Below are 19,268 nucleotides of genomic sequence, written 5' to 3'. Positions count from 1 at the left end.
TCATATTAAAAAGTGATTTTCATCATATTTTAAATTAAAAATAGTCTGCTACTTTGTGATCTAAATCTTACAATATAATTTCATGAACCATACCTTTCATATTCCAGTACTGGGCCTTGGCTATTCAATAGATACACCTTTAAAAGTTGCTAAATATGGCATATCATCCGTTGTTTCCATTGTGGATGATGAACTTACCGAACGCATGCGTAAATATCATGCAACGCAAAATAACGAAGCTTATACGCCTATTGATAAAAAGGCAGTCGACAGCCGTGCATCAAGAATAACAGCCTATCTGAATTTACTGAACAAACTGGTTAATAAACAATTTAAAAGCCTGTTAAATGAAAAACCAGAAGCTGGAACGGCCCTAGAAAAGTACTTTGAGCTATTGCCTGATCACTCTGTTTTAAAAAACAGCTATAACAAGGTGTTGACCATAACGGATTCGCAGGAAAGAGCATTAGCGCTTGAAAGCCTAAAAGATAAAATGAAACCCGGAAGCATTGATGTAAACATCATGTCGAAGGTAGATAAGGCAAATTACAACATGAATGACGAATACCTGGGCGATGATTATACCGATGCCCTTGCTGCAATGCGCGGTTTTGCCAACAGCGATCTTGAATCCTCAATCATCATATCGGCCGGATTAAATCCAAGATTATACAGTTACATGGAAAAATGTGCTGATTTCTACCCCGATCAATCTGGTATACTCCGTAAAAACGTCATTTTAAAAGTAAGTGATTTCCGCTCTGCCCTGATCCAGGCAAAGATTCTGGCTAAAAAGGGCATCTGGGTGTCAGAGTTTAGAGTTGAATCAGGACTAAACTGCGGTGGACATGCCTTTGCTACGGAAGGTTTTCTATTGGGACCTATCCTGGAAGAATTTAAAGAAAAACGTGTTGCACTTGCCGCTGAGTTATATGATATTTATGCTGCTGCATTAACAGCAAAAGGCTTTACTCCTTGCGCTACCCCAGTACAACGGATTACCGCGCAAGGTGGTATCGGCACAGCCGAGGAGCATCAGTTTCTGATCAATTACTACCAGCTGGATGCAGCCGGTTGGGGAAGTCCATTTTTACTGGTACCGGAAGCTACGAATGTAGATGATCATACGCTTACGGATCTTGTCAATGCCGACCATACCGATTATTACTTGAGCAATTCATCACCACTAGGTGTCCTTTTTAACAGCTTTAAGAAAAGCAGTATAGAGCAACAGCGATTAGAACGAATAGCGAAAGGTCGTCCAGGAAGTCCTTGTACCAAGAAATTCCTATGCACCAATACAGAATTTACAGCATTACCAATTTGTACTGCATCGAGAGAATATCAGAACTTAAAAATTAAAGAACTTCAAAAACAGGACTTACCAGAAGAAAGTTATAAGCAGCAGTTTGATCACATTACAGAGAAGGTATGTCTTTGTGAAGGATTATGTGCTTCAACGTATATAAAAAATGATATGCTTAAGCCAAAAGAGAACAAAGCTGTAAGTATTTGTCCGGGCCCTAACCTGGCTTATTTCTCGGGGAAATATAGCTTAAAGGAAATGGTACAACACATTTATGGGAAGACGAATTTACTGGATAATGTAGCACGTCCTAATCTGTTTATTAATGAATTAAACCTGTATGTTGATTATTTAAAGAAAGACATTTCAGATCAACTGGATGAACTAAGCGTTAAAAAAGCCCGCTACTTTACTAAATTTAAAGAGCAACTATTATTGGGTATAGATTATTACAGAGGATTAATTCCTGAACTTAAGAAGCAGACGAACATCACCTTGAATGAGATGCAGGAGCAGTTACTACAGGCAGAGCAGCGTCTGATCGGATGTGAAATTTAGTGATTACAGGGTGTATCATTATTAATGCTACACCCCGTTTTTTGTATTAACCAAGTATCGACTACATTTTAAAAATCTCTGCTAATTTTTGATCAATGTCCTTTTCTTCGATGGTATGAACCAATATTTTCCCTTCTTTATCTAATAAAACATAACCTGGCAAAGAGGGAATCTGATACAATGTAGACACTTTCGCCGGCATATTTTTTATCGGAAACTCATCACAAAGCTGTATCCATGGCATTTGTTCCTGATCCATAGCTTTGAACCAATCACTCCAGCGGCTGTCGTTAGAAACGCTTACGATTTCAAAGCCTTTATCCCTGTATTTGGCGTATACATTTTTCCAATGTGGGATGGCTTCCCTGCAAGGCTTACACCAGCTGGCCCAAAAGTCGATCATTACATACTTACCTTTGGTAGAAGATAGCGCAAAAGAGGTACTATCCCTTTTCAGCAAAGTAAAATCAGGCGCCTGCTCCCCTGGAAGCACACGTTTTCTCTTGGCTACGTCGCTAACCAGGAGCCTAAAATAAGTGGATTGTTTTGCTTCGTCTTTAAACTTATTCAAGATGACATCCATCTCGTTTAAAGGCATACTTGAATTGAACCGGTAGTGATTATTGAAGATATATGCACCTGCAACCGATGTAGGGTTTTTAGTTATAAAATCATTGATCCATTTGATTTGCCAGGCTTTACTTAATTGCCCTACCGAATCAAATTTAGACCTCATCTTTTCCTTCAATTTCAAATCCTTTTCCGCTTCGTATGCTTTGTTCAAGGCAGCAAATTCATCCTTAAACTTCAACTGCTCCGGCTCGTTCTCGTACTTATTGTAAATATCATGGTTGGCAGATCCGGTTACCTCAATTTTTTTAAGGTTAGCACCTTTTTCACCTCCATACGAACTATAATCGTAATGTTCAGCTCCGGTTGTGTCGGCTTTAACAGCGATGGTGCCATTTTCTACAAAAATCTGTGTTGCCCAGTTGCCGGGCGTAAAAATCAATGTCATCATTTCAGGATACTTCACTGTTCCTTTTAGCTCAAAAGAACCATTTTTAAACGTTACGCTGTCCAGAGTCGTTGAGGTTCTATCTTCCTCATTATAACTCACCAGCTTAACCAGGCCGGAATCAACGCCATTTATATTACCCGTAATGTGGTAACCATTATCCTTTTGATTTTCGGAACAGCCGGTACTGGCAAGCATCAAACCAGCCATACCAAATGTTAATCCTAGTTTTATTAATCTATTGTTCATAGGTCTATTTTATTAAGATTGATGAGGTGACCATAAACGATCGCCTCATCAAAATTTTATTAATTGAATAATTCTGCCATTTTTTTATTTAACAACTCACCTCTTAAATCTTTGGCGATGATTTTACCATTAGGATCTACCAATAGCGTGCTCGGAATGCCGCGTATCCCATAATAAGTAGAAACCTCATTTTCAAATCCTTTTAAATCAGAGACCTGAGTCCATGGCATATTATCGTCTTTTATAGCCTTTATCCACTTATCCGCTTTATCATCAAGTGAAACACCTACAACTGTAAAGTTTTTGTCTTTATATAGATGATAAGCCTTTAACACATTTGGGTTTTCCGCTCTGCATGGTCCACACCAACTTGCCCAGAAATCTACCAAAACATATTTCCCTTTAAAGTCAGCAAACTTAACAGGCTTTCCTTCGGTATCGTTCTGCGTAAAATTAAGCATAGACTCACCTATGGCACTTCTTTTAAGTACTATAAGTCGTTCTGCAATGCGTTTACCTTCCAGGCTTTTTTGCGCCACAGGATCAAGTTTAGCAAAAGCCGCGGCAACATCTTTATAACTGCCCATTGCAGCCCTATCAGAAACTAAACTAACACTAAAAGCACTCTTTGGGTGTGAAGCAATGTACTTATTAGCTCTTTCACGTTTTTGCGTTCTCAGCTCTTCCAATTTCAACTCCAGTGCTACTTGCTCTTCTTTGCTAACCTTGCCATATTTCTGGTACAAGGGCGACTCCTGATCCGTAAGATCTTTTAAAGAATTTTCATAGGCGTCCGACTCATCCTGTGTTTTTGATCCGGTAACCTTAAGGTTATGCAATTCATCCATGGTTCCAGTAAGGTTGATATTCCCACTTTCTGCAAAAAACTGAACATAACGATTAGGGAACATGATGGCTACCTTTTGCGGTTCAGTCATTTGCGCTGTCCACTTAAACTTTCCCTCTTTTACCTTTAATGTGTCGGTAACAGGTTTGTCGCCCCGATAATAATGAAGCATTAGTTCATCAGCTTTCAGGCCTGTTATGCTGCCCGAAACATTTGCAGTTTGTGCGTACGAAGCCACTCCGCAGCATAACAAACCCATGGTAATAAATTTCATTTTCTGTAACATCATTTGTTTTTTTATGGTTAATTAAATATCTCAGCCAGTTTCTTATCCATAGCATCATCGTTCTCACCACCACCGCCATAACGGCCTATAATAATGCCATCTTTATCTATCAGAATCTTTGTAGGTAGGGTGTGAATTCCAAATGGTTCACTGATATCTGCAGATTTATCATAACCTGTTGTGGTGCGTTTTAATCCGCGCAACACATGTTTCCAAACCCCGATCTGATCCTTCTCTACTGCTTTCTTCCAGGCTTCCAGCGAAGAATCATCATCAGATACGCCAACGATCTCCAAACCTTTATCCTTATACTTGCTATAAAGCGATAACAGATGTGGATTACCTTTACGGCATGGCACACACCAGCTGGCCCAAAAATCAAGCAACACATATTTCTTCCCTTTAAAATCAGCAAGATTTAACTGCTCCCCGTTGATGTCTTTCGTGTTAAAAAGAGATGCTTTACTTCCAGGAGAACCGCCTGCCAAGTCCTTTATTTCTTTCAAGACATCTTTTCCATAGCTACTAGCCTTAATCTTTGCCGACAATGCATTATAATACTTCTGAGATTCGGCCAATGGCATTGAAGATACTTTCCATTTCAAAAGACTAGCCGCATAATAAGAATCCGGATGTGTTTTGATGTATTCCAGATCCAGCTTATTACGCTTTTCATAGAAAGGCTCCATCTGATCCTTTATACCGCTTGCTTTTTCTTTCAATGCTTCCAATTCCGGCTCAGACTTTTTTGCTTTAATTGCGGCTATGTATTCCTGGTTTGCTTTTTGGTAAGCATCTGAAATTGGCTTCATCCCTTTAGTAACAGATTCCTTTACCCGTTCCTGAGTAGTATATTCCAACTGTGTTTTAGAACCAGTCAATTTCAAGCTTTTAAATTCTCCCGCTGTTACATCCATCGCCATCAAAGCTGGTTCAATAAAAAAGGTTGCGCTGTTAGGGTCATTCATGTCCATGCTCTTTACAGCACCGATTAAAGAAGCCATCACAGGATCTTCCAATTTACCTTTAAATTCAAATGTGCCATTTTTGATGGTCGCACTGTCGGCTATTGATTTTCCATCCACATTGTAGAACAACTTCAGCATTCCCTGCGTTTGTCCCTTAATTTTACCCTTCAGGGTAAAAGGTTTTTGCTGTCCAAAGCTGGTCATTGTACCTGCCAGCATCAGCATGGTTAATAAGTATGCTTTCATCTATTTATTGTTTTTAGTTATCAGATGAAATCTTTGATGATTAAAATAATCATCAAAGATTTCATCATTTTAATTAGTTTTTAGCGTATCCGGTATTTTGTTCCCCAAATGAAGGATTATATTTAAACTCAGCTTTCGGCACTGGGATAATGTATTGTATTTGACTGGTAATAGTTGGCTTCAATTGCTGCACAGTTGCAAATGGTAAGCGTAGTAAAGCCAACCACTCTATACCATCCTCAGCCACTAAACTTTTAGAAGTCTCCTTATATATTTCAAGTAATAATGCTGCAGGTGTTGTCGCAGTTTCGACAGCCAGGTAGGGCATATTATTAACTAAGGCCGTAATACCTGCCTTTTCCTGAATCTGATGTACCAGCAATCTGGCATCAGCTAAGCTCCCTCCTGATCGCACAATAGCTTCAGCCTTTAGTAAATAAACTTCAGTTAGACGGAGTGCATAATCTGTTTCCGAAAGTTCAGATGGCAAAGTATTTTGCTGGTAAAACTTAGTGAAGTAAAAAGTATTTGGTGCGGAGGTAGAAGGGTTTGCGGTACCAATTATCCAGGCTTGGCGCGGGTCGTTAGCATAAAGATCCTTCAAAGCTGATTTTGCAACATACAATGAGGATGCCCCTGGCCAATACTGCCTGCTCCTACTATATGGATCGGTCATTTGTAAGGCCTGTGGTTTCAGGCCCAAAATAACCTCTTTACTAGCAAGTCCACTTTTATGAAAGATGTCCTCTGCCTTAGCTTCCAGTACAAAAGGACTGCTTTGCATAATGGTATTTGCAAGAGTGATCACTTCAGTGTAGTCAGCTGTTCCTGCTCTACACATCAGCACACGCATTTTGAATGCCATAGCAGCCCATTTAGTTATATAATAACTGGGATTGGTTGCCGGAGCATTAATGATAGCTTCATCCAGGTCGGCCATAATAAAATCATAGCTATCCTTTACCGTACTACGGGCTTTATTGATATTGGTTAAGTTCGACAATTCATCCCTCAACAATACCCCCTGAGTACTGCCGGCTTTATACCATTCTGCATAAAAAGCGAGCAATTTAAAATGCCCATAAGCACGTATAAAACGAGCCTGGGCCAATATTTCCTTTTTTCTATTAGCGGTGAATTTAGCATCAGGCAATACATTAACGCCTTTAATTACCCCGTTGGCAGCATTAAGCGCTCTGTAAGACTCATCCCAATAATTACCACTGGATTGCTCCGTTAAATTATCCTCATCATCAAAACTTCCAAAACCATAGCCCAAATAGCCGGCAAAAGTAGCCGGTAAAATCTGATGCCTCTGCCATCCGGTTTTAATGTTCGTTGCGTTTGCAAAATTGTAATAAGCTCCATTTAAAGAGATTTGTGCTGTCGCTTCATCCAAAATGGTATTCTCTTCCACCTTCGCATTTTTTGGTAATGCGCCCAATTCTTTTTTACAGCCGTACATACCAATCATTAGTACGCCAACTATCAAACATTTATATAATGTGTTCATATGCTTTCTTAGATAATTATGTCTTAATTAAAAACCAAAACGAAGTCCAAAACTAAACTGCTTAACAGCTGGATAACCACCCGAATCACTATAACCTCCTATTAAACTGTAAGGATCATTACTTACTTCAGGATCAACCCCCGGATAATTGGTAATGGTAAATAAGTTCGTAGCTGAAATGTATGCTGAGGCACCAGTAAGTTTTAGCTTATCTGTCAAAGTTTTAGGAAATTGATAGCTGAAGGTCACAGACTTCAACTTTACGAATGAGGCATCGTAAACATTATTACTGGCTGCATAGGAGTAGGAACTTTGGCCCAGAATTAATCTTGGTCTGGTTGCACCCGAGTTTTCCGGTGTCCATCTTTCTAAAATTTTCACACCTTTATTGGTACGTTTTGAAACATCTTGGTTCTGCACATCAGCCAGATAAAAAATATCACCACCATAAGAGAAAGTAGCCAAGGCCATCAAACTAAAGTTTTTATAGGTTAAGCTATTGGTGTATCCTCCATAATATTTAGGTTCAGCTTTGCCAATTACCTCATCTTTAAAATAGCCAAGTACCGGAGCATCTAAAATATATCGGGCGTCACCAATTCCTACATATGGTGTTATACCATAAGTTACAAAGAGGCTAGCTTTTTTATACGCATCCACTTCCGCCTGCGTTTTAAGAAGACCATCAAATACTCTTCCATATAACAAGCCTAAAGGCTCACCTACTTTCAAAACAGTATTACCATAATTGTATACTGTTGGATTAGCCGGATCAGCAAAATCATTAGAAAGCGCTAGTACCTTAGATCTGTTTCCAGAGATGTTAAAAGTTCCAGACCACTGAAAATCTCTATTTCGTACAAAATCGCCCCGAAGTTCTAATTCAAGACCACGGTTTCTAATGTTCGCAATATTAGCTGTTACCCCAGAGAAACCAGAACTTGTGGCTACTGTAGCAGGAAATAACACGCCTGTGGTTGATTTTTCATAATAGCCAATACCACCACGTAAGCGGGAATTGAAAAAGGCAAAGTCTATACCTGCATCTTTCTGTAGGGTAGATTCCCATTTAATTGTATTGTTCCCGAGCTGAGAGGGCGATAAACCATTCAATCCCGCATAAGAAACGGGCGCATATAGCGTATAGAAAAGATTATCTCCAATATTTTGAGTACCTGTATATCCGGCACTTGCCCTCAGTTTAATTTCATTTATCCATTTTACATCTTTTAGAAAGTTCTCCTGCGATATTCTCCAGGCTACACCACCAGAAGGGAAATAACCTACCCGATTTTCTTGCGGGAACTTAGAAGAAGCATCAGAGCGTCCTGTAAACGTAAACAGATATTTTTCAAACAAAGCATAGTTCGCCCGCATATAAAAACTGAGCAACGAGTTTTGTGCAGAAACCCCGGTTGAAGGCAAGGTTACCGCAGCCGATGAAAGGTTATTTAAATAAGTATCATCAGGAAAACCTTGTCCACTTGCAGAAAAGGAGTTGGATTTACTAATTTGCCATGAAGTACCTACCAATAAATTCAGGCGGTTATTTTCATTGAACTCCTTATCCCAGGTCAGGGTGTTTTCATAAAATGTATTTACATCCTGAGACTGTGCCTGAGTAGCTGTTCCGTTGTTAGAGCTGCCTGTGCCATTTGAGGTAGCAATTGCCACCGTACTAGGTACATAATTATTCTGGCGGTAATTGTAGTAATTGATCGCAACTGAACTTCTGAATTTCAAATCTTTCAAAATATCATACTCTGCCGCAATACTTCCAATTAGAGAAATCGCATTCGATTTATTTACTCCTTTTAAAAGAAGCAATGGATTTTGAAAGCCCTCATAGGCATAAGCTCCAATTGAGGCTGGATCAATTATCTTAATACTGCCATCTGGATTATAGGGATCAACCGTAGGTGGCGCATACATAGCCTGAGTGTACAATCCATTGGTAATATTGTTGGTGCTAAAGCCATAGTCAAGATTGGTATTAAAACGAAGCTTACTGCTAATTTCATTGTCCAGACTTACTTTTCCTGCCAATCTGGTGTAATCTGTCCCATGTACTGTTCCCTCATTTTTGTTATAGGCCACCGAGGTATAATAGCGTGAGCCTGTTCCACCTCCCCGAACTGAAATATCCGCATTTTGAGTAATCCCATTTCGCAACACCAGCCCCATCCAATCCGTATTTGCTGTACCAAAGTAAGTTGGATCAGTTAAAATCTGAGTAGCCAGAGCATTTGGAGTCAAAGCAGGTATCTTTGCAGCTCTGGCATCATTTAGATTTTTCGCTGCTTCTTTCACAACCATGATATACTGATCCCTGTCCAATAGCTTTTCCTTTTTTGGCACACTTACACCCGCATAGTAATTGGCTTCTAAAACGGGCTTTTGGTTTTGCTTACCTTTTTTTGTAGTGATAATAACCACCCCATTGGCAGCCCTCGAACCGTAAATCGCCGTTGCCGAAGCATCCTTCAAAATATCAATCGTTTCAATATCATTGATATTCAATCCTCCTAAGCTATTCAATCCACGGGCAAAAGATCCTGAAACAGAAACGTCAGGATTATCATTCCCAAATCGCTCTACCGGACTTACAATATCTGCAGCACTTTGCAGGTATCTGTTCTGTATCTGCACCTGTACCCCATCTATAATATACAAAGGATCATTTCCACCCAATAAAGAAGTCCCACCACGGATTCTTATTTTTGCGACTCCACCTGGTGATCCATCAGCCTGTACAACCTGTACCCCGGCAGCTTTACCACTCAGCGCCTGATCAACCGTTGCAAAGGGTACATCTTTGATTTCATTCACACTTATCGAGGCCACTGATCCCGTTAAATCCTTTCTTCTGGTACTTCCATACCCCACTACAACTAGGTCATTGAGCTTATTCAATTCTGGTTGCATAACCACGACCATTCCCTGTTTAGCTATACGTTCTACACTGATCATACCTACACAAGAGAATATAAGAATAGTGTTTTCTTCAGGAGCATTTATGGAGAACTTACCATCAGCCTTCGTAGCTGTAGCCTTATTACTCCCTCTAACTTTCACACTTACACCTGGGAGTGGCGATCCATCGATACCTTTTACGGTACCCTCAATAATAAGTACAGCGATATCGCGGTTACGTGGTTCAATAACCTTTTCTTTCACCAGAATGGTTTTGTCGTAAATACTGAAACTGAATGGCTGGTTACTAAATATTTTATCAAGCACGATCCCTATGGGTGCATTTACAACATCCAGCGTAACAAGTGCCGATTTTTTAATCAGTTCAGAATCGTATAACAATTGAAAGCCTAATTGCTTTCTGATTTGCTGCAACACCTTTTTTAGTGGGGCGTTTTTCTCTGTAATGGTTATATTTTGTGAATAGCCTGCTGCAGAGACATGCAGACAGCAAACTATCATTAACACAGTGGTTAATTTCATAATTAAAATCAGTTTAGATTTTAAATAATCAGAACTGCTGCCACGTTTTTTATGGCCGCGCAGTCCCTTGCATAGAATATTGAAATTCATACATTTGTAAGGTTAAGGTTGGTTCAGTTGATTAATTCGAAAAGATTGCTGTGATGTGCCTTAATCATACCGGCTGCGTTCCCGCGCATCCGGTATATTTTTTTTATGGCTTTGTATAATTACTACATAGGCTCTTTTTTTAAATCCGTAATTTTTATTGTTTTATCCTCTATTTTAAATTGAATATTTCCGGTCACTTCTAGCATTTCAAGCACTCTGGACAAGTTAACATTCCTTGATATAAAGCCCGTAAAGAACCTGTTCTTAGGAATTTCATCATAGTCAACACTTACATTATACCATCTTGAAACCTGCTTCATAATATCCTTCAGATCGGTATCATTAAATAAAAAGTTACCGTCCTTCCATGCAGTTACCCCCTCTACATCGACAACTTTAACAGAAAAAACATCCTTTAACGACGCCTGTTGTTCAGGTTTCAACAAAACAGAATCTTTTCCTAACTGCTTATTTTTGACTTTTTCCAGATTGCGTACGATTACTGACCCCTGTAGTAAGGTGGTCCTGATAGCCCCTTCATCAGGATAACTATTGATGTTAAAATGAGTCCCCAATACCGAAAGCTCCTGCTTTCCGCTTTTCACAACAAATGGTAAATCCCTAGAATGAGTCACTTCAAAGTAAGCTTCGCCAGTAAGTTCAACTTTACGTTCCTTCAGTTTGGCAAATGATGTTGGAAATTTAAGGGATGAGGCTGCATTTAGCCATACTTTGGTACCATCAGGCAAATTAACCTGATACTGACCGCCCACAGGGGTTGCAATGGTATTATAACTAACCGGATGGTTGACATTTACTTTTCCGGCGGTATAAGTCAACTTTCCATCTTCATTCTTTGTAATCGCTATACCTGCCTGCTCTGCAAGGTTACCATTCACAGCATCACTTAAGTTAATGGTTCTCCCATCGGCCAGCGTAAGCACAGCTTTGTTTCCTCCAGGAGCTATATCCTGCTGAACCAGATCCGCAGATGATTTTAAAAATGAGGTGTTAAAATATAAATATAAGGTTGTAGAAAGTGTTAGCAACACTACAGCTGCAGCAGCATATTTGATGTATCTTCTCCATAAAGGCACAATAACTACCGGCTTGATTTTTTGATCAATCCGTTGTTTTAGCTTTTCCTTAATTGCAGTCTCCTCCCCCATATCTGCTTCACTCCAGGATGCTCCTGCTTTCTGATACTGGTGATAATATCTGTTGTACAAAGCTATTTCCACATCACTGGCACTCCCATCAGTTATACGCTCAACCAGATTGCGAAACTCTTCCTTCTTCATTTTATGGCTTTTATATAGGTAAGGCACTTCCCAGCCCCTCAGCACCTACGCCATTTGAAAAAAAATAAATTAATATAAAAACATATATACCGAGAACCTCCCCAATTGTTTCCTAAGCTGCTTTAAAGCCTTGTTTATTTGATTTTCAACTGTTTTTTCGGTGATGCCCAATCGTTCAGCAATTTCTTTATTCGTTAGGTGCTCCTTCCGACTTAGTCGAAAAACCTCCTGACAGCGGTCAGGCAAGTCTACCACAAATCGCTCTATCATTTCTCTCAGCTCTTTTACTTCTAAAACCTCATCAGGAAATTCAGCATTACCCGTTATTTTAGGGATCCGGTCATAAAAAGATTCCCTGACTTTTCCATTCCGGATGTAATTGGCAACTTTATACTTTACAGCGACTAACAGATACGCCTTTACGGAGTTAATTTTCAGTTCAGACCTACTTTCCCAAAACCAGATGAACACATCTTGAATTACGTCCATACAGCCTTCTTCATCTTTTAAAACGTTAAAGGCCGACCGATAAAGCACAGACCAGTACCGCTCATAAATTTCATTAAAAGCAGCAGCATCATCTTGTAAAGATGCCATCAATTCTTCATCACTAAGCGAACTGTAGGAAATCATTTTTGATTTACTTCGGAATAATATAAAACTAAAATCCAATGTTAATTAAATATTTTCAGATTACGCTAGGTTTTAAAGGCAATCTAACATCAAGCGCACTTAATTTCTACTTCTTTCAAAACAAAAAAGGGAAGTGCATGGCGATTTACACCTGCTCTTCCCTTTAAACTAAAAAACGTTCAGTTTGTAAACGCTATTTTTTATATTCGGCCAACAATAGGTCCATATCATTCAGCAGCTGTTCCACCTCCTTATCCTGCGTACCATCGTAAGCCCCTCTGATACGTTTTTCTTTATCCACCAGGACCAAATAGCCCTGATGTATAAATCCACCAGGTGCAGCCTTATCTTCCTGAGCAGAAACCAAATAATTACGCTCAGCAAGCGCATAGATTTCGTCCCTTGATCCCCATAAATACTCCCATTACGTAACAATTTAAAAGCCGGTATGGTCCTAAATAAAGAATCAATAACCATTCTACCATCTACCACTTTCTCTGTTGTTTCTAACTGTAAAAAAGGCATATCTTCTTTTTAAAAGAGAAGATATGCCTTTAAACCTGAGTTTTTATTTCAGAACTTAAAAACGAAGGGTGCAGCTGGCAACCCCGCATTATTACGTAAGGTACCTGTCATATAATTTCTAAAACAATAGCGCAGCTCAACAGGTTCCTTAACCTGATCACTCCAAACCTTCACCCGATCAGTACCATTTATAATCAGGGCATCAGCATTAAAAAAAACGCCATCCTTTCCAGCTATTTCAAAACCTGTAACCTTCTCATTTTCGGGATTCAATCCATCCTGACCAAAGTCAAAAATCACTTCTATTGCCGTAGATTTTCGCTGAATCGATTTAAATACTGGGCCAGAATACTGGAAGCCTTCTTTACCGTAAGTTTTAGCCAGGGCCCAATAGGCCAGGCGCTGACCAACCTCAATCTTATGTGGAGGATGGATAAATACTTCACTACCTAAATCAGCAGTTATGGCCATCCCCACATGTGGTATTTCATTCATCAGTTCCAGTTGAGCTTGCCGGAAATAGGCCCAGTCCAACAAGTCTTTGCCACCTGATTGCCATGGAGCAAGCTGAACGTAATAAAACGGCATTTCGGGAGCCTTAAAAAATGTCCGCCATTGTTTTACCATCTCAGTAAACAATAATTTATATAAGGCAGGATTAGCAGCATTCGCCTCCCCCTGATACCAGATTACCCCTCTTATAGAAAAACCCTTCCATGGGTTAACCATCGCATTCCATATCAATGTCGGCGTTCCCGCAGCCCATCCAAATTCCTTCTGATGTACATCAGGAAGCTTTACGTCCTCAAATTTCTGCAAGGTGCTTTTACTCATCCACGCTTCTATTTTAGACATGCTCCAGGAACAGTTTATCAAACCGATAGGGAAATCTAACGATTGTTCCAGCATCCCACCAAAAAAATAAGCCGTAGCTGAGAATTCTGCTACATCCTTAGAAGAAAGTTCTTTCCATTCTCCTACAATCCCATGCTCAAGTTCGGTGGTACTCCATGCATTTTTAACGGTATAAAGTCTGATCTTCCGCTTAGGATTAGCGGCCGCTATATGTTTTAAAGTACCAAAAACCGGCTGTCCCCGGAATCCCTTTACCGGCATTTCCATATTCGATTGTCCGGAACAAAACCAAACTTCACCAATAAGAATATTTTGTAGAAGCAGTTCTTCACCATCATTAAAACTAATCTGATATGGTTTTGCAGCAGTTGCTGGTGTAGAGAGGGTTATTTCAAATTGCCCGGAAGCATTAGCTGTGGAAACATAAGTTCTCACACTCCAGCCTGCAGATACCCGCACCCTTTTATTGGGTCCGGCAGTACCCTTAAATGTCACACTTGATTTCTGTTGCAAAACCATATGATTTCCAAAAATAGAACTAAGCTTAACTTTTGCCTGCAATTGCAAGGAGAAGCAGATCAACAGAACTATTATGGAAAAAAAGGAAATTTTATTCATTACTAATGCCTGATTACTTTTTAATGGTGCCAAGGTACTTATCAATCCCGGTTTTTAATGCCGCAAAATAATTGTAGCGCTTTACATGCACCATATCAAAAATGAAATAGCCATCACCAGCATTAATTGCTGCGTCCACAGTTTGAGCGACAGCAGTATCCATTCCTCCGTTCTCCCATCCTGATCCATTGCCGACATCCGGACCACCTGCAACTTTTGTATCTCCCTGCATGAGGGTTTTCGCATTTTTGCAGAACCCTTCAACTGTCCATTCACCCGAGCCATAAATCCTGTCTGTGGGCGCATATGCCCCAATCAGGATAAAATCCATATGATCTGCGTAGCCAAAATCTTTATAAGCGGGGCTTGCCCAAGCCGGGTAGAACTGTGCTGTATTATATTTCGGACTAGCCCAGTTTACGCCAACATCATAATAAGTAGAATACCAGCCGCCTACATATACCCCAAACTGAATCTTGTCATTTGCAGATTTAACACGTTCTCTGGCTTTTACCATAAAATCATGTATGGTTTTTACCCTAAATTCCATCCATTTTTTAAAGTGCTTCGGCATAGTAGCAGGCAGCGGATATGATGGTGTACCGGGTACAATAACATCATTCGGAAAATTGGTAACTGTTTCGCCAATATATTGTTCAAACTTCTGTTTAGTAACAGCGGAAAAATCACATACGAAATCATTATATCGGCAACGATCTAAAAATATACCATCAACATTATACTTCGCCAGGTCTCCTATGATATTGAGCATATACTGTTGCACCTCATCATTCGCCGGGTTAATAAATTTAGTACCGTAGCTATTGTTTGGGTCCTGCGAACTGGTAATATCCATTACGTTTACCAGTCCACCGGGAAGATTTAAGGTCGTAGCCCATTCTTTCTTAGTACCTTCTCTGAAAAGCATACCTTGTTGCCCCAATCCATATGCGTAATTATTGCCGGCAACAAAGGTATTTATGGCTGCATGAATTTTAAGGCCTACCGCATGACCTTCATCAATAAAAGCCTGCAAGTAATCCCATGTCGCGGTACGTTCATGGAATCCATATGAACCGGACGACCATACATCCAGCTTTTTCACCTGTTGAACCTGTGTAGAGTTGAACAGCACATCCCCCATGCTTGGCCGTACATCTACTACAACATCCGTAATACCTGCATCGGCCAGTTTTCCAAGGTCTCTTTTAATATTTTCTTTACTATTTGCATAATCCGGAAAATTTGCCGCAGCATCAATCCAGATGTATCTTGGTTTTGCCGCCTGATCCGGTTTTTTATCCCATTGCCAATCTATCGTATCATTCTCCTTTTTACATGATGACGCGAATCCAAATAAGCCCAAACCAGTTGTGGCTATTAAGAAATTCTTCCTATTCATATTCGGTTAGTTTTAAGTCTTTTTAAAGAAAGGGGCTTTAAATAAACTCAAAGCCCCATAATTTTATTTTACATCCACACAATTAAATTCGTAACAAGCTAAGTTGCCCGCATTGAAATCAATCGTAAAGACCTGCATTTTATAGCCGTCCGCACTTGGTGCAATTAAAACATCACCACTTGCCGATACCTCATTACCTACAGAGCCATATTTAGCAGAAAATACTAAGGCACTGGTTTTATCTACATTCCCAGTAAAGCTGGCCATAGCAGAAACATCATAAATGTATAATTCTGATGAAATACCCCAGCCCGGGAAATGACTTGGACAATAGAATGCTAAATATTTAGCATTGTTGAACTCTTTAGCATCAGCTAAACTGTTGTTTATGCCCCAACCATTACCTGAAGTTTGATCAGCCAGGCTCATCGCTTTGGCGTTACTTCCATCCAGATAATATAAATTGTTTACACCGCCGTCATAGAATCCTAAGAAAGCACCATCTGCAACATTAGTACTTCTGGAAGTTACTTTAGTGCCGTTTACACCAGCACCCCAGAAAGGAATATTACCTGCTGTTATCACTTCGGCAGTGCCTGCAATACCATTAGTTATTACCCATCTTACAAACTTATTTGAACCTGCACCCGCAAGTCCATCGCATGTGGCAATGATAATTGCCCTGGCATTCAAATCCCCATGAATAGAGAATTTACTTCCTACAGGAAAACCTGATGTGTTGATCCAGGTTAAGAAAGGCTGAGGAGCAACCGTAACCGCACTGGTTTTGTAAATTCTTAATGTCTCGCCTGCATTCGTGTAATCGCCAACAATAATATTTCCCGTACCATCGCTGGCAACAGCGCCATTACCTTTTGCAGCCCCTAAGTTCATTACACCGACATACTTGCCAGTACTTCTATTATAATATTTAGGTGCTTGTCCATTTGCCGTAGAAACGACAAGGAAATTCCCAGCTGCAGCTAAACTTGGTTTGCTACCATCAGTATAGCCCAAAGTACCCAGATTAAGATTAAAACTTAAATTCTCTGAACCACTTCTAAAACCATAGGTGATTTTAGCCGGAGCAGTTTTCATAACGGAATAAGTAGTTTTAGACACGCCATCATGTGCGATAACAGTAATCTGTGTCGGCGAATTCAGATTAACACTTTGTAAGGAACGATCTAAAGTGGCGTGCGCCGACATGGTTACATCGACAGCTACAGCTGACAAATCTTCCACTGTAATTAAGGAAATAGTCTTCTTATCCTGATCAATTAAACCAGTTACTCCCACAGATTCTATGGAGAAGAAAGTTATGCTTGACTTTTTAGATTTCGTGCGCTCGCCCCTGATTGAGATCCTCTTTTGATTTCCCTGCTGATCTGTAAAAGTGAAGAAATTCTCTTTTGTCAGATCCAGAATACCAAGCTTAGGTTCGATTTTACAATTGTTTGCCAGGCTGGCTTCAATTTTCATTGCCGTCATATATGGCGTAGTTTCATGATCACTATCCTCCGGGTAAAACCAGGGAACAGGGATTACAATTTTATCAGTTTCTGCCCCTGAAATATCAAACTTAACAGCTTCCAGCTCTTTCAGGTCTCCGGTAGCAAATTTAGCGACCAGGCTGGTAATACCTTGTCCGTCAGTTGTAGGCTGTACATACGCTGCTTTTTTACAGGATGCAAAGACAACTACAACTGCGATAATTATATTGAATATGTGCTTTCTCATATTTATATTCCTTATTAATACAATTAGTTCCACTCTGGAAATTGTTTCACTGCGGTGTTGTTGGTAATTTCCGATGTCGGCAATGGAATGCGGTACATCTTAGCAGGGAAATTGCGATCCTGTTTATCACAGTCCACATAGGTATATCTAAACATATTTCCTATTTTTTCGACCTTAAGGCCATGAACACGCGTTCCTGTAAATGCGTTTTCAGCCAGTTTCCAACGCTTCATATCCCAGTAATAATACCCCTCAAAAGCAAGCTCCACTTTACGTTCCTGCATAATTGCAGTCATAAGGGCGGGGCCGTTTTTATCCACGTATGGCAACCCTACCCTGGCCCTTATTTTACGTAAAGCAGCATTCGCTTCTGGCGAACTATTTGAACGATAACAGGCCTCAGCGTAGTTAAGCAGCACCTCTCCTAAGCGGAAGGCGGTCCAGGGTTGTGTAGATCCATCTTTACTCAGATCAATGTTCTCATCCAGCATTTTTTTCAGGAAATATCCTGTAACTGTACGTCCAGCTGGCACAGCATCCTCCTTCCAACTTGCCCAACCATCTTTTCCATCAACAAAAGGCTCAATTGTGCGCCCCTTCCATGATGCTCCGTTATATAATATACTCGCTTGAAAACGCGGCTCAAGGTCTTCGTACGGCGGTTGAGCTGTTGTTCCTGAAGTGTTATGCCACGCGGTCCAGTCAGGAAAGCCTCCTATTGTTTTTAGCTCATAAGACTCTACCATCTCTTGGGTAGGTGTGCCCATTGCACCAGCCCCCTTCCTATCCCCTCCAGGTGCATAAGTAGCATCAAAATCATGGGTAAAAGATGCTTTATTGTAACTGTACTGCAAAATAGCTTCAGAGCTTCCTGTTTTAAATGCATCTGCATAATTACCTGCCAGTTCATAGCCCATTTCCATCACTTTTGCACCAGCAAGCTTTGCTGCTTCCCAGCGCTCTGCATACAGCATGGCTCGTGATAGTAAAGCATAAGCCGCACCACTGCTCACGCGACCGTTTGGATTATTGTTTTTAACCAGGTGCTGTGCGGCAAAATTCAAATCAGCCTGTACAAAATCCCATCCCTGAGCTTCAGTGCTCAAACCTTTATTTTTTTCAATTTTAGATAGGTCCTCATTATAAATGATTACCTCTTTATAGCGTTTTACCAGATCAAAGTATAACTGAGCACGGAAAAACCTGATTTCGGCTTCCAAACGATTTGTTTCGCTTTCAGAAAAAGCCCCATACTTTTTTAAGTTTGCCAGCGCCTCATTTACACGACGCACCTTCTCGTAAACGTTAGACCAGTTACCCAGATAAACAGCAGCGTAATTAGGCGTAAGTACACTACCACCGTAAGCTATTTCATTTGGGATATACATATATGCATTGTAGGTCATGGATGAGTATTTGAATGCATCTGTCAAACCATCTGTCATGCCGGCAATACTCTGCCCGGTGCTGAAATTGCCAAAATAATTCAGATCATGATAAAAACTGTTAATCGCTATTTCTGCATATTCAACCTTACTCCATACCAGCTTATCAGAGGCAGCATTGGTTGGTGTCATATCCAGGTACTTTTTACAGGAGGAAAAACTTAAAGCGACCATCCCAATGATGGCGGCTTTTAAAATATTTGTTTTCATTT

The 19,268-nt window shown here is 40.2% G+C and carries 13 protein-coding genes; 1 reads left to right on the top strand and 12 read right to left on the bottom strand.

The genetic code is table 11. The annotated features are described in order from the left end of the window. The first annotated feature begins 82 nt into the window (after positions 1-82). A complete protein-coding gene (locus B9A18_RS20535) occupies positions 83-1,864 on the top strand; it encodes a hypothetical protein (RefSeq protein ID WP_084291425.1) in 1,782 nt (593 codons plus the stop codon). 61 nt (positions 1,865-1,925) lie between these two features. Here the strand turns inward: B9A18_RS20535 and B9A18_RS20530 are convergent, their stop codons facing one another. From B9A18_RS20530 to B9A18_RS20475, 12 genes are all read right to left on the bottom strand, one after another. Further along, positions 1,926-3,131, bottom strand: a complete 1,206-nt coding sequence (locus tag B9A18_RS20530) for a TlpA disulfide reductase family protein (RefSeq protein ID WP_084291424.1) — start codon at positions 3,129-3,131, stop codon at positions 1,926-1,928. A gap of 59 nt (positions 3,132-3,190) precedes the next feature. Continuing rightward, complete coding sequence (locus B9A18_RS20525) at positions 3,191-4,267, bottom strand: TlpA disulfide reductase family protein (RefSeq protein WP_084291423.1); 1,077 nt, start codon at positions 4,265-4,267, stop codon at positions 3,191-3,193. 14 nt (positions 4,268-4,281) lie between these two features. Continuing rightward, the gene (locus tag B9A18_RS20520) at positions 4,282-5,478 is read right to left on the bottom strand and encodes a TlpA disulfide reductase family protein (RefSeq protein WP_084291422.1); all 1,197 of its coding nucleotides are present in this window, start codon (positions 5,476-5,478) and stop codon (positions 4,282-4,284) included. Between the two features lie 73 nt (positions 5,479-5,551). Continuing rightward, the gene (locus tag B9A18_RS20515; protein WP_084291421.1) at positions 5,552-6,991 is read right to left on the bottom strand and encodes a RagB/SusD family nutrient uptake outer membrane protein; all 1,440 of its coding nucleotides are present in this window, start codon (positions 6,989-6,991) and stop codon (positions 5,552-5,554) included. Between the two features lie 27 nt (positions 6,992-7,018). Next, complete coding sequence (locus B9A18_RS20510; RefSeq protein WP_235005393.1) at positions 7,019-10,537, bottom strand: TonB-dependent receptor; 3,519 nt, start codon at positions 10,535-10,537, stop codon at positions 7,019-7,021. A 122-nt stretch (positions 10,538-10,659) separates the two neighbouring features. Then, a complete protein-coding gene (locus tag B9A18_RS20505; protein ID WP_144009562.1) occupies positions 10,660-11,838 on the bottom strand; it encodes a FecR family protein in 1,179 nt (392 codons plus the stop codon). 69 nt (positions 11,839-11,907) lie between these two features. Then, positions 11,908-12,471, bottom strand: coding sequence for an RNA polymerase sigma-70 factor (locus B9A18_RS20500; RefSeq protein ID WP_084291419.1), 564 nt, complete (start codon positions 12,469-12,471; stop codon positions 11,908-11,910). Positions 12,472-12,664: 193 nt separating this feature from the next. Next, on the bottom strand, positions 12,665-12,838 hold the full coding sequence (locus tag B9A18_RS25430; RefSeq protein WP_235005392.1) for a hypothetical protein: 174 nt from the start codon (positions 12,836-12,838) through the stop codon (positions 12,665-12,667). A gap of 206 nt (positions 12,839-13,044) precedes the next feature. Then, a complete protein-coding gene (locus B9A18_RS20490; protein ID WP_200816414.1) occupies positions 13,045-14,364 on the bottom strand; it encodes a sialate O-acetylesterase in 1,320 nt (439 codons plus the stop codon). A 118-nt stretch (positions 14,365-14,482) separates the two neighbouring features. Beyond that, the gene (locus B9A18_RS20485) at positions 14,483-15,871 is read right to left on the bottom strand and encodes an alpha amylase family protein (RefSeq protein WP_084291418.1); all 1,389 of its coding nucleotides are present in this window, start codon (positions 15,869-15,871) and stop codon (positions 14,483-14,485) included. Between the two features lie 63 nt (positions 15,872-15,934). Continuing rightward, the gene (locus B9A18_RS20480; RefSeq protein WP_084291417.1) at positions 15,935-17,611 is read right to left on the bottom strand and encodes a DUF5018 domain-containing protein; all 1,677 of its coding nucleotides are present in this window, start codon (positions 17,609-17,611) and stop codon (positions 15,935-15,937) included. Positions 17,612-17,634: 23 nt separating this feature from the next. Further along, a complete protein-coding gene (locus B9A18_RS20475) occupies positions 17,635-19,266 on the bottom strand; it encodes a RagB/SusD family nutrient uptake outer membrane protein (RefSeq protein WP_084291416.1) in 1,632 nt (543 codons plus the stop codon). Positions 19,267-19,268: the final 2 nt, after the last annotated feature.

The organism is Pedobacter nyackensis (genome assembly GCF_900176505.1).
Classification (GTDB): domain Bacteria; phylum Bacteroidota; class Bacteroidia; order Sphingobacteriales; family Sphingobacteriaceae; genus Pedobacter; species Pedobacter nyackensis.
Note: the sequence above shows the minus strand (reverse complement) of the source record. Positions and strands in the feature narration are given on the sequence as shown.